7 protein-coding genes are annotated in these 13,533 nt (G+C 68.8%); 4 read left to right on the top strand and 3 right to left on the bottom strand.

Annotated elements, in window-relative coordinates; all coding sequences use genetic code 11:
• Position 1 precedes the first annotated feature (1 nt).
• From ACIGGF_RS03880 to ACIGGF_RS03870, 3 genes are all read right to left on the bottom strand, one after another.
• Positions 2-1,465: a dynamin family protein gene (locus tag ACIGGF_RS03880; protein ID WP_397520121.1), complete on the bottom strand. Its 1,464-nt coding sequence runs from the start codon at positions 1,463-1,465 to the stop codon at positions 2-4.
• Entirely contained in the window at positions 1,462-3,270 is a 1,809-nt protein-coding gene (locus tag ACIGGF_RS03875; RefSeq protein ID WP_397520120.1) for a dynamin family protein, read from the bottom strand. The genes ACIGGF_RS03880 and ACIGGF_RS03875 overlap by 4 nt, the downstream gene beginning before the upstream one ends.
• Positions 3,271-3,410: 140 nt before the next feature.
• Positions 3,411-6,104, bottom strand: a complete 2,694-nt coding sequence (locus ACIGGF_RS03870) for an IniB N-terminal domain-containing protein (RefSeq protein WP_397520119.1) — start codon at positions 6,102-6,104, stop codon at positions 3,411-3,413.
• Between the two features lie 262 nt (positions 6,105-6,366).
• Here ACIGGF_RS03870 and ACIGGF_RS03865 point away from each other — a divergent pair, with 262 nt between their 5' ends.
• The 4 genes from ACIGGF_RS03865 to ACIGGF_RS03850 are packed head-to-tail and all read left to right on the top strand — an operon-like array spanning position 6,367 to position 13,517.
• A complete protein-coding gene (locus tag ACIGGF_RS03865; protein WP_397520118.1) occupies positions 6,367-8,142 on the top strand; it encodes an Hsp70 family protein in 1,776 nt (591 codons plus the stop codon).
• Positions 8,143-8,149: 7 nt separating this feature from the next.
• Complete coding sequence (locus tag ACIGGF_RS03860; RefSeq protein ID WP_397520117.1) at positions 8,150-10,642, top strand: LuxR C-terminal-related transcriptional regulator; 2,493 nt, start codon at positions 8,150-8,152, stop codon at positions 10,640-10,642.
• Between the two features lie 59 nt (positions 10,643-10,701).
• Positions 10,702-11,874 (top strand): hypothetical protein, encoded by a 1,173-nt coding sequence (locus ACIGGF_RS03855; protein ID WP_397520116.1) that lies wholly within the window; start codon positions 10,702-10,704, stop codon positions 11,872-11,874.
• Positions 11,871-13,517 (top strand): Hsp70 family protein, encoded by a 1,647-nt coding sequence (locus ACIGGF_RS03850; protein ID WP_397520115.1) that lies wholly within the window; start codon positions 11,871-11,873, stop codon positions 13,515-13,517. The genes ACIGGF_RS03855 and ACIGGF_RS03850 overlap by 4 nt, the downstream gene beginning before the upstream one ends.
• Positions 13,518-13,533: the final 16 nt, after the last annotated feature.

The raw sequence follows: 13,533 nt of genomic DNA, 5'->3' as shown, positions 1-13,533 counted from the left end.
CTCAGGCCGCCAGGGAAGCGAGTATCCCCTCCGCGCTGCGGGCGGCGAGTGCGCACGAGCCCGAGGTGAACTGATCCAGCAGCGGGTGCTCGGACAAGCCGCGCCACTTGCGCACGGCCGCCAGCGCGGCTTCTCGTTGTTGGGCGAGACCAGCATCGGGTGGCAAGTTCAGCCGTTCGGTGGCGGAAATACCGAACCCACCGATGATGCGCTGCAGATCCAGCAGGCCACCCTCCGGGAGTTTCGGTGTGGTGGAGCGCAATCGGCCCAGCAGGCGTAGTTCCGCAAAGCCGTGCACGTCCGCCAGCATCCGGCCGGCCTCGGTACGCAGGGCATGCGATTCCGGCCGAAACTCCAAAATCCGCTGCAGTGCAACCAGCGCCGAATGCAGCTTGAGTTGATCGGCCCGTTGTCCGAACTGCACGTCGATCACCGAGCGTAGTTCGCTCAGGCCGCTCCGCTCGATCAGATCAGCAGCAAGCGTGGGCGAATCGCGCACCCCGAGCCGAATCAGAGTGACCGCCATACGAATTCCGAACAGGCCGAAGCGGTCGACGATGCTGGCTCTGAGCGCGGCGTCGACCGGCAGCGTGCTCTCGGGGCGTACGAAGCGGTCGGCCGAAAGCATTGCCAATTGCAAATCCTCCGTGGGCACCGTCGCCAACATCTCGAAGGCAGCAAATTCGCTCTGCCGCAACGTTTCTGCACCGAGTGCGAGCAGACCCGCAACCGGGACCACTGCCTGACACAGGCCGGTGGCTTCGAGCTCGGACGCGAATCGCGCGGCGACCTCCTTGGCCGACATCATCGCGTCCATCCGTCCCGAGCCGACCTCGTCGGCCCGCGAGACCACACCGATGACGCCGAGGGGTCCGGAGTCGCCGCCCACGTGCGCCCCGATCTGCCCGAGAAAGGACACGTCGGATGCGTTGAGCGTGCGAAGCAAATAGACGACGGCGTCGGCTCCGGAGGACGAGTTCTCGGGAGTGAGCATCGCCAATGTGCGCGCGGAGACATCGCGCGAGAGCGACGACGTGCCGGGTGTGTCGATGATCGTGGTCTGCGCCAACGTGCTGGCCGGCCATTCGACATCCAGGCGATCGACCTGCGCAGCCGTCAACGACCCCAGATCGAAGGTCAACCGGCCGTCGCGCCGCTGCACCGGTACGTTCGCGGCGCGGTCACCGTCGTACCAGGCCGTCACGGCGGGGGTGACGCCGTTGCGGTACCACGTGACGACTTTGGTGCACTCTGTGGCATCGGTCGGTGCAATGTCTTGCCCAACAAGCGAATTGAGCAGTGTGGACTTGCCGGCCTTGAGCGATCCGGCCAGTGCCACTCGCAGCGGCTCGTCGAGGCGGTACAGGCACTCGTCGAGCATCCAGGACGCCTCGGCGTCCCCCGCGTACGTCGACCTGGCAGCCGAGATCAGGTCACGAGCGCGGTTCAGAGCCGTCGCGCTCATACTGCCTCGTTGTCGACGAGAGCCTGTGCGCGAGCATTCAATTCGGCCGCCACCCGCATGTCCTTCTCCAACTGCGCTATCCGCGCAGCGCGGTCGGTGTTGTCGGCGGCGGCGGCTTCCTGCGCAGAACGGAGCGACTCGTTCAGCGACCGCAACGTCTGCTCGGCGATCGAGGTGAAATGATCACGCAGCACCCGCTGTATCTGCCGCAGACGGTCTTTGGACTCCTTGCCCACCTGAAAACTCACGTCGTCGGTGAAGCGTCGGATCGCCATCTTGGCCTCGGAGCGGCGTGCCTTGACGCGGTTCTCCTTGTCCTCCTTGTACGCCTTGGTGCCCAGCAGGACACCCGCGCCGATCGAGATCGGGTTGAGCAGACTCAGTCCGACGAATGTGGTGATCAAACCGAACATCAACACACCGCCGTACGAGCCGCGCATCCCCACGAGGACCTTCTGGGTGATCCCCACTCGGCCGGATTCCAGCTCGGCCAACGACGAGACGGGTTCGAGCACATTGTCGAGATCACCGAGGTCGAGATCGGGCAGCGCCGCCGCACCGGAGGACGCGAAATGCTCGGCCACCAACTCCGAGAGCCACAGTGCCCGTTCGTGAGCCCACACGAAGTTGTCGCCGACCGACGCGGCGATCTGCTCCTCGAGCCACTCGCCGAGTTGCGGCCAGTCCTGACCCGGATCCCCCTCGTCGACGGTCTCTTCCGCTTCCCGAGTCACGCGGCGCAGCCGGTCACGCAGATCGTGATCGATGTCGGAGGCAAGATCGGCAATGCCGTCACCGAGCGTCTGCTGCCACTGCGACGAGCGCTTGTGCAGTTCCTCGGCAGCGGACTTGGCGCGTTGCAGACCGGCCACGGCCGCAGCCGCCCGCTCCGGATCCTTCAGCGCCGCAAGCTCACTGCCGAACGACAGGGACAGGTGCTCGGTGACGGAGCGAACGTCGAGCGAGACCGAGGCGCGCGCCAGCACATCCGCGCGGGCCACCACGTCGTCGCGCAGAAATGCATAGAGCTGCTGGAAGCCCGACTCGGCGTTGAGCTCCTCGTCGTTCAGACGCAGTGCGTGAGAACGCAACAGTGACGAGACCGGAAGCATCTGCACGTCGAGACCCGCACGCTCGAGGTGGCCGCGGTTGGCCTCGACGATCTGCCGCCAGTGCGGATACAGATCGATCTTGGTGATCAGCACGGCCACAGCAGGACACAGGCCTTGCACCTGCCGAAGAAAGGACAGCTCCGGCTCGGTGAACTCACGGGACGCGTCGGACACCACGAATACGGCGTCGGCCGACGGAATGAGACCCAATGTGCCTGCAGCGTGCGGGTTCCCGTGCCCACCGACACCCGGTGTATCGACCAGGACCAGGCCATCGGCGAGCAGTGGACTCGGCACCCCGATGTCCAGACGCAACACTTCGCGGCCCTGAGCTCGTGGACTCGCCGGAGTCACGGTCGTGATCTCTTCGAGAGGAACGTCGACGCGAATGGGCTCGCTGCCCGGATCTGCCAGTACGAGCTGCGCGGAGAAGCTTTCGGCGTTGGACACCACCGTCGGGATGGCCGTGGTCTCGTCGTCGCCCACCGAGCACACCGTCAGATTGAGGAGCGAATTGACGAACTGGCTCTTGCCCTGTTTGAGCGGACCGACCACGATGATGCGTCGCCGCGGATCCAGGACCCGCGTTCGCGCTGCCTCGACTCGATCGACCAGGTCGGATCTGCCCGCCGATGTGGCCACCGCCGCGGTGCGACTCAGCAGCTCGGCCAGCTCCGTAGATTGCCCGTCCATACGCTTGTGTTCACAACCATTCTCGTCGACTTCCGCAGTACCAGGCGTCACTTTCGCGCCCAGGAACGAACTCTAGCGACGACACGGCCCCGAGTGTGACGAACACACTCGGGGCCGTGCACGACCGATGCTGCGAACGATCAGGGCTGCAGCGGGTCGAAGTCGTGATCGACGGTCACATGTCCCAGCGAATCGGCTGCCGAGTCCACCGAGCCGTTCAGGCTGCCCTCACCGAACAGGCTCGAGTCGCTCTCGGCCTCGCCGAAGACGTTGGAGTCGACGCTCGACCAGCCCGTGCCGGACCCGGTTGCGCTGCTGTCGAAGGAGCTGGAGTGCTCGAACGATCCCGACGCAGCCGAGGAGAGGCTGCCGCCTGCACTCGCCAGTCCTTCTGCACCGGATTCCAGACCGCCGGTGAGGCTGCCTGCTGCCTGGCCACCGAGGTCGGCAGCGGAATCAAACCCGCCGGCCACGGACCCCGCAGCGTCGGCACCAGCATCCAAACCCGCATTCACTCCTGCGCCCAAGCCGCCGCCCACGGTCGAGGTGACCTCGCCCCCGAGCGATGCGCCGGTATCGAGACCTGCGCCGACGTTCGACGCGATCTCGCCACCCACCGAGGTGCCCGCGTCGACCGCTCCACCCACGGCTCCTTCGAGGCCACCGGCCACCGAACCTGCCGTGTCCAGGCCGGTGTCGACCGCGCCACCCACGGCTCCCTGAAGGCCTGCGCCCACGGAACCTGCCGTGTCCAGGCCGGTGTCGACCGCGCCACCCACGGCACCTTCGAGGCCACCGGCCACCGAACCTGCAGCACCAGCGGCACCTTCGAGACCCGCCGCGGCAGATGCTGCTGCGTCGGCACCGGCGCTGATGCCGCCGGTCACGGTTCCTTCGAGTCCCGCCCCGGCCTGAGCTGCCGCGTCGACGCTGCCCGACACTCCGCCGGCAATTCCGCCTGCGATGCCGCCACCGAGGCTGCCGAGTCCGGCGAGCCCTCCGGTGAGACCTGCTCCGGCGTCGGCCAGTCCCGAGAGACCTCCGGTGACGCCTGCACCCGCGTCGGCGACTGCTGCCAACCCACCGGTGACATCCGCACCCACGTTTCCGACGGCTCCGAGGCCGCCGGTCACGTCTGCGCCGACCTGGCCGAGTCCGGCAAGTCCGCCGGTGAGACCCGCGCCCACTCCGCCGAGTCCGGCCAGTCCGCCGGTCAGTCCTGCGCCTACTGCGCCCACTCCGGCCAGTCCGCCCGACAGGTCTGCGCCCACTCCGCCTACTCCGGCGAGTGCTGCGTCGACGGTTCCGGTGAGGTCGGCTCCGGCGGCCACTGCTGTATCGATTGCTCCGGACAGTCCTGCACTGAGCTCGGCTCCGGCACCGAGTACGGCTCCGAGGTCGAGGGCTGCGCTGGTGTCGAGCACGGTGTCGAGTGCAGTGCCGAGCTGAGCTCCGGCAGTGCCGCCGACGCCGAACGCCGCGCCGAGGAGGCCTTCGAGATTGCCGGCGACTCCGCCTGCAAGTCCACCTGCGAGATCGCCCGACAGTGCACCGTCGAGGCCACCCATCACACCACCGGCGAGTCCTCCACCGATGCTTGCACCTGCGCCGATGACGCCGTCAACCGCGGTGTCGATGGCTGCGGTCAAGCTGCCGATCGCGCTGGTGTCCAGGTCGAGGGCCGTTCCCAGTGCGCCACCCACGAGCGCACCGACGTTTCCTCCTGCTGCCAGCAGGGCGTCCACGTCGAGGTCTGCGAGCGCACCGGCGTCGAGGACGGCTCCGAGTGCGGTTCCGATGGATCCTGCGATGGCACCGTCGGCTGCGAACAGCCCGCCGAGGCTTCCGCCGACGCCACCGGCGATGTCGCCGACCAGCGCGCCACCGGCACCGAGGGCACCGTCGAGTGCGGCACCGATGTCAGTGGTGAGGTCGGCACCGACAGAGCCGAGACCGGACAGTGCGCCGCCGATTCCGGCGGTCAGAGCAGCACCCAGGTCACCCGCGATGTCGAGTCCGGCTCCGGCACCGAGGACGGCGTCGAAGGCTCCGGCGAGCGCCGTGCCGAGCTCGGCCCCGACGGTTCCGCCGACTCCGAAGATCGCGCCGAGCGCGCCGCTGAGTCCGCCCTGGATGTCGGCCAGTGCGCCGAGGTCGACGGCTCCGGTCGCACCGATGGCGGCGTCGAGGGCTGCCTGCAGCTGCGCGGTGATGTCGCCGCCGATCGCTCCCCCGATGTCTGCGCCTGCCCCGAGGAGGCCGGTCAATGCTGCGCCGAGGCCGACGGTTCCGCCGAGCAGCCCGTCGAGATCGAGCAGCCCGTCGAGGTCCAGATCCACACCGCCGCCGAGGCCTGCACCTGCGCCGATCAAGGCGTCGAGTGCGCCACCGAATGCGGCACCGAGTTCGACGCCGATCTGCCCGCCGACCGCCAGTGCTGCGGCGAGTGCTGCCTGCAGCGATCCGGCCAGTTCACCCGTCACGTCGATTCCGCCGGTCAGGCTGCCGCCTGCTGCGAGTCCGCCGCCTGCAACTGCGCCCGCGGCCAGTCCGAGTCCGGCCGACACTCCGCCGCCGAGGCTTGCGCCTCCGGCGAGTGCGCCGTCCAGGCCGGCCGATCCCCCGGCTCCCAAGATGGCCGACAGCTGGCTGCCCGCTCCGGCGAACAGGCCCGACTCGGCAACCAGGGGTGCCACCGCGACGATGTCGGCGTGGGTCACGTCGCCGAGACCGGCGGCGGCCAGCGTCGTCTCGGGGTTGGCGCAGTAGGCCGCTGCGGCCTGGTCGTCGCGCAGCAGGCCGAGAATGAAATCGAGTACGGCGTTGGTAGCCATCGTGGGTCTCCTTGACGAGTGGTACTTCGTGGTTGATCACAAAGCTATGCATCGGCGAGCTCGCGCCCAACGGGGCCGATCCCCCTACTACCCCGGGGGCCGCCAGGGGGCTTTCGTTAGGGGATCTGGGCGCTTTAGGGGATTTCACTCGTTTCACGCTCTAACCTGCTGTGAGACGTAACGAACAGCGAACGCAGTCCGACAGTGCGAGTGACGGCAGTACCACTGACGGCTGGGGCGAGATGAAGGCGGCGACACCACTATGAATGCAGGGCTTGGCATACGCATCGGTTCGGTGACGGCAGCTGCTGCACTCGACACCGACCCCGTGACCTCTGGGGTCAAGCGCTCTGCACTCGATCTTCGTCCGGGTGTGGCGCCGGCCCTGGCCGAGCTGTGGGACCGATCCACGCGACATCTGATCAGCGGATTCGCCGATCGCGTGGGCGACCCGGTGGAACTGATCGACGACGACGGCCGTAGTCACCGTGCCGAGGATCTGTACGCCACCGCTGCTCGCGCACTCGTGGCCGAGGTGTCCGCCGGAGTCGATTCGGCACCGGCCGTCGTCGTTGCTCACCCCACCCGGTGGACGGAGTACACCACCGAGGTTCTCGGCGGGGCGCTGGACCGCGCCGGACTGACCGACGTCACGCTGGTACCCGAATCCGTCGCCACGATGCGCTGGCTCGAGGTCGATCGCGGACCACAGGCCGACGGCCTCGCGGTGATCTACGACCTGGGTGCCAGCGCACTCGACGTCACCCTGATGCGGACGGGCACCGACGCAGGCGTCGTCGGCAACGGCGTCCACTCGCAGGAGTTCGGCGGTGCGCAGTTCGATCACGCGATCATGCAGTACGTCCTCGATACCGTCTCGGGAAGTCAGGCCTTCGAGTTCGATCCCTTCGACCCGGACACCGTCGGCGCGTTGGTGGAACTGCGAGCCCGCTGCGGCGAGGCCAAAGAGCAGCTCTCCTACGACACATCCACCTCGCTCACCGTCGACCTGCCCGGCTTGCACACCGAGGTTCGGCTGGTGCGCTCCGAGGTCGAGGAATTGGTGCGCGCATCCCTGCTCGCCTCGATCGGGGTCGTTCGGGATGCCGTGTCCTCCGCAGGTCTCGAGATCACCGACATCGATCAGGTAGTGCTCGTGGGTGGCAGCTCGGCGATCCCCCTCGTCGCCGAGCTCATCTCGTCCGAGCTACGCGCTCCAGTGGTGGCCGGGCCGCGTCCGGAATTGACCGTCGCGATAGGAGCCGCGATACTCGGCAGCGACATCGCCGACGCCACCGCAGCCGACAACGCCGCAGCACTGGCGGCAGTGCCCACCATGGCTGTGGCGTCCGCTGCGGCGGCCGCGCCGAAGGCCCGCCCCACCCCGAGGCCGGCACCGACACCCACTGCGGTCGAGTCCGACCCCGGTATGTCCGGCCGCAAGAAGGCCGGCCTGGTCGCCGCATCCGTCGTGGTTCTCGCACTGCTGGCCGGCGGCGGTCTGTCGGTGGGCACGGCGTTGACCTCCGACAACACCGCGCCGACCGAATCGAACGCCGAAGTCTCGAGCACGGACGCGCCGGGAACCACCTCCGCAGTTGCCGAAGCCCAGCCGACGACGGCTGCCCCCGGCGAGAACGACGCTGCTGCAGTCGGATCCGACGGCACCCCGACGACCACGGTGGTCAACGCCGACGGCACGGTGACGCAGATCGATCCGGTCACCGGTGCACCCGTCGCCGGATCCCCGGTCGCCGGTGCCCCCGCTCCGGCACCTGCCCCGGCCGGCAATGGTGCGGCGACCGTGCCGACCATCCCGTCGGTCGCGGCCCCGACGGTTCCCAACTATCAACCACCTGCAGTGCAGGTTCCGCAGGCACCGAGTGTCCAGATTCCGAGCTACCAAGGCCCCACCCTCGGTGGCGTCGGTCAGGGCCTGGGCGGTGTGGTCGGCGGGGTCGGTACCGGACTGGGCGACGCGGTCGGTGGCGTCGGGACCGGTGTCGGTGACGCTCTCGGTGGCCTGACCGGCCGCTGAGTCGATCGTGACCAGCATCCGACCCTCTCTCGTCGGTGTCGAACGCGCCGATCGTTTTGTTCGTGATGTCCTCGACAACAGGGGTTTTCACGTTGTCGTCGGGGTGAACGGGTCCGGTCGATCCGCTGTTCTCGACGCGATCGCAGCGTCGGCGGATCCGTATCCGGGCCGTATCGCCGACGCGCCGTCCGGCTCCACCATCGTCGTCGACGACGCGCATCTCCTGGCCGAGCAGCGGTTGGACGAGATCGCCGCGGCCGCAACCCGATCGGACATCACCCTGATCGTGGCCACCGCACCGCGCGAGTTCGATTCTCGTATCGACAAGTTGATCGCGTCCGCGGGGGCCGGTCGTCTGACGCTGGCTCCGCTGGACAAGACCTCCATTTCCGCACGTGCAGCCGCCACCGCACGGCCCATCTCGGCGGCGTTGGCCAATGCGATCGCGAAGTCCACCGGGGGAATTCTCGCCGTGGTCGACGCGGCACTCGCGGCGCTCGACTCGGAGCTCGCCGACCCGGCACCCCTACGTGCGGTCTCCGAAGCCGTTGCAGCGCAACATCGTCGGATGTTGCTCGACGCCAACGACGATACTCGAGCACTGCTGCTCGCCGCTCGATTCGGGATCGTCCCCGAGCCCGCTACCGCCGCACAGCTCGTGGGGCGCTCGAGCGACATCGAGTCCTCGGTCGATCTCGCCTGCACCTCCGGCGCGCTCGACGCCACCGGAGCGTTGATTCCCGCCGCGGAAGGGCCATTGATCGAGCTGATCGGCGACCGGCGCTGCCGCACCCTGCTCGATTCCGTCACCGACATCGCAGTCCGATCCCGCCTGCTCGACGCCACCGCCGCGCGAGCGTTGGCGCAGCGTGGCGTCGTCCATGCCGGTCTCGCGGATTTCATTGTGCAACAAGCCGACTCGGCGTCGGTCGAGGCTGCCGGCGCGCTGTACGACGCGGCTGTCGACGCCGGTTTCGATCCGGCGGTGCTCGCGGCCCGCAGATCCGAGGTCGCGGCTGCCACCGGAGATCTGGACGAGGCGGCGCGCTACGCCGATGTGGTGATAGACAGTGCCGCCGTCTGCGATGGCGCGGATCTACGCACGGCGGTGCGGGTGTCGGCGTCGGTCGCCGCACAGCGCGGAATGCTCGCCCGCAGCGCGCAACTGTTCGGCTGGCTCGGCGAGGATCGGCTCGGGCCGGACGCGGTGTGGGCGGCGCTCTCTGCTGCCGCAGCCGGAGATCGCGGTGCCGCAGACCGGTCGATGGCTGCGGTGTCCGCGCTGGCACCCACATCGAGCACTGCGTCGGGCACCTTGCTGGCGGCCGGCGTGCTGGGGTCCATCGATTCCCGTAGTGCAGCCGCCGCGAGCGTTGCCGCGCATTCGCTGATGCGCGCAACCACGTTGACCGGCAACACATCCGGTCGTTCGTGCAGCACCGATACCGCGGCGGCCGTCGCGGCACTGCACGCTGTGCATTGCGGCGACCTCGCCCGTGTCGATTCCATCCTGGCGCGGGCGCTGCCCGAACAGCGTCCGGGATCCGAGGCGCACACCCGCTTGCTCCTCGTCGGGGCCTGGGCGTCCATGCTGCGGGGGGATTCGGCCGAGGCGAGCTCCACGCTCGACACTCTGCGGGTTCCTTTGTCGCACATGCGCAATCAGCTCTTCCTGCACGCAATCCGAGTGGGTCTGGCTCGCCGATCGGGTGATGCAGGCTCGCTGATGACGGCATGGACCGGCGCACAGAACGTCATCGCCGAGTACTCCGCAGACCTGTTCGCGCTGCTGCCACTGGGCGAATTGCTCTTGGCTGCAACCCGACTCGGTCAGGTCGACCGCGTCGAGCATCTCGTGGCGCAGGCCACCGACCTGCTCGCTGCGCTCGGAGATCCGCCCGTCTGGGCGTCGGCGCTGCATTGGTACCGGGTTCAGGCCGCCATCGTGGCCCAGACCCCCGATGCGCTGGTGCCGCACGCCAGGGCTCTCGCCGCAGCCGCTCCCACTCACCCGTACAGCGCCGCGCTCGCCGCGGCCGGTCGCGCCTGGCTCGGCGTGTTGCAGGGCAGGCCGGATCCGACCGAGGTGGAGATGTCGGCGCGCACACTCACCGCGTTCGGACTGCCCTGGGACGGGGCCCGATTGGCGAGCGAGGCCGCGCTGACCGTCACCGATACCGCGACGGCCACCGCGCTGCTCCATATCGCGAGGTCGTTGCGCCAGCCCAGCTCGGCGGGGCGCGAGGGCCCGAGGTCGACGCCGCAGCCGACGGGCTCGCTGAGCGAACGTGAGGCCGAGGTCGCCGAGCTGCTCGTACTCGGAGTCACGTATCGCGAGGTGGGCAGCCGCCTCTACATCTCGCCGAAGACCGTCGAACATCATGTGGCGCGCATACGGCGCAGGCTCGGGGCGGAGTCTCGCTCGGAGCTCATCTCGATGCTGCGCGCCATGGGATACGGAGGCTCCACCAGCACATCGAGCAGCGATGTAACTGTGTGAGGGCCCGGAGCGACATAACGACCGACCACCGGTAACCGATCAGAACAGGCAGCATCCCCATGACCGAGCAGCCCGGCAGTGTGACGATCGGCACACCGGACGTCGGTCTCTACCTGCACGACGATCGCGCCGTCGCGGCGGTGTCGCATCCCATCGCGCCCGGGCCGTCGCTGCATCTGGCGTCTCTGCACTCCACCGTGCTCAACACTCATCCCGACGGCACCGTCTCGCTCGGTGACGCCACCGACGAGAATTCCGAGGCGTACACGCACTTCCTCGACGCTCTCGCCGACGGCGTAGGCGTCTCGGGCAGCAAGGGCACCGTCTTTCCGGCCGAGCAGTTGACGTCGATGGCCCTGTTGTGCCTGCTCACCGAGGTGGCGTCGTCGATCGATCGGCACTCCGGCGAGCTCGCCGCCGCCGCGACCTACCCGGCCCGCTGGACGGCCGAGCAGGTGTTCTCGTTGCGTTCGGCGATGAACGCGCACGGCCTCGCGCACGTGGCGTTGGTGGCCGAAGCGGAGGCCTTGGCCGCGTGGAACGCATCGGTAGGGGCGACGCTCGAGAGCAAGGACACCGCCGTCGCCGCGGCGCGCGGTGCTGCGATTCTGGCCGCGGCGTACCCCGTCGACGCCGTCACCGAATCGTTCGCGGTGCTGACCCCGACACGATCCGACCGTCGGCCACTGTTCGCTGCGGCGGCGTTCGCCGCGGCACTGACCGTCGGCGCGGCCTTGTTTGCGCTGCAACTGGGCGCGTCCACCGACACCGCGGTCCCCACCATCGACAGCGCACAGCTGATTCCGCCGACGACGTCGTCCGGGATCGGAGCGGGCGGCCCGATCGACTTCCCCACTGTCGTCGTCGAGCCGGCAGCCGACATCGCTCCCGCCGTAGCCGGTCCCGTCGACACGAGCGAAGCGACGAGCCCGACCGACACCACCGACACCGACACCACCGACACCGACACCGACACACCGCGACGGGAGCCGGACCCGACCGAGATCGACACGCGCCCGGCAGTCGAGACGCCCGAGAGCAGCGACCGCGAGGAACCGGCCGATACCGTCGACGAAGTCGAACCCGAGGCCCCGGTCGAGAACGACACCGACACCGGCGACACGGACACCGGCACCGACACGGACACCGACGAGTCGCCCGAACCGGAAGCGACCGACCCGCAGTCGAATACCGAGCAGGCACGTAACTCAGGGACAGAGGGCACTCCATGAGCGATGCGGGGCATCTCGGGATCACCGTCGGCAACACCAGGTCGGTGGCGGTACACCGCGTCCGCGCCGAGGACGAGCCGACGGTCGTCGTGGTACCGACGACTCTGCGATTCGACGAGGACGGCCGCGCCCACCTCGGCGAGCCTGCCGAGACTGCGCCCTTCACCCGGTTCGTGGACCTGGTCGGTCAGCAGGAAAACCGCGAACCGGACGCCGCCGTGTACCGCGCCGAGGACCTGATGGCCAACGCGGCGAATTGCCTCGTCTCGATGATGACTGCCGAGGGAGAGTCCGCCGACACCCCCGTCACGACCATGACCTACCCGGCACGGTGGCCACGCGAGTGCGTCGCACTGCTGCGTGACGCCCTCGATCACACCGGCCTGGCCGCAGTCGCACTGGTGCCCGACGCCAAAGCCGCGAGTACCTTCGCCCAGCGCAATCCGGGCACCGGTGCCACGGTGATCGACATCGGAGCCACCGGCACCGACATCTCTACGTATCCCGGCGGTGGAACGGTGCGCACCACGGCCGTCAGCGGAGACGTGTTCACCGACGCTTTGTTCGACCACGTGGTGACCGATCGTGAGCACATCGATCTGTCCGACGCCGCAGTTCGGGCCGCCCTCGCCGGCGTCGTCGCCTCCTGCGAGGCAGCCAAACATGCGCTCAGTACCGACGAGGACGCGGTCATCTCGGTCGATCTGCCCGGCCAGTCGCAGTCCACGACGGTGACACGAGCAGAGTTCGCGGACCTGGTAGCGCCCTCGGTGCGCACCCTCGATGTGCCGCAGGCCGGCACCGTGGTGCTCACCGGCGGCAGCGCAGTACTCGAGCCGGTGGCCACCGAGATCGCCGAACGGTCGTCGGGTCGGTTGGTCGTCGAGCCGCTCGCCGCGCCCCGAGGGGCCCTGCTGCTCGCCGAGGTCGACGACGTCGACGGCAACTCCCTGGTCACCGGTGCCGCGCCGATCGTGACCCGAAACGATGGCAACGACGCCGCCGATACCGACGCCATTCCTGTTGTTCCGCAGTCGAAGTCACTCGCCTTCTCGGAGGCGTTCCCCGCGGTGGTGCCGGTGTTCGAGACCTCGGGATTTCGGTCCCAACCGATCGAACAGGTCGACGAGAACGAGTCGCACACCGGTGCCGTGGCTGCCACCGCTGCTGCTGCGCCCACCGAGCCGAAGAACGAACGCAGCGAACGCTCACGCACCATCGCCACCATCGTTGCCGGTGCCGCGGCAGGTGTGGTGATCGTCTTGGCGATCGCCGCGGTGAGTGGGGTGTTCGGCAGTGACCCCGCTGCTCCGCCCCCGGCCGTCACCGACGCCGGCTTGCCGGTCGTCACCTCGACCCGCGCCCCGGTTACCACCACCGTTCCTCCGGCTCCGGCCGTCATCGCGCCGGAGGTGGTCGACGAACCGACGGTCGAGCAGTTCATCCCACCCCAGCCGGCTCCATTACCTGTTCCGCCGCCTGCGCCGATCCCCGCGCCCCCGCCCGTCGTCGAGACCACCGCCGACCCGGTGCCCACCACGACCGCGACGACGACCACTCCGGCCGAGACGACGACGCCCGCTGCTACCACCACGACCGCAGCAACCCCCACGCCTACCGACGCCGAGATCGTTACCCCCTGAGCTGCGCGAACACTGG

This window comes from Rhodococcus sp. NPDC078407 (assembly GCF_044542515.1).
GTDB lineage: Bacteria > Actinomycetota > Actinomycetes > Mycobacteriales > Mycobacteriaceae > Rhodococcoides.
The sequence above is the reverse complement of the archived record's forward strand: the minus strand, read 5'-3'. Positions and strand labels throughout refer to the sequence as shown.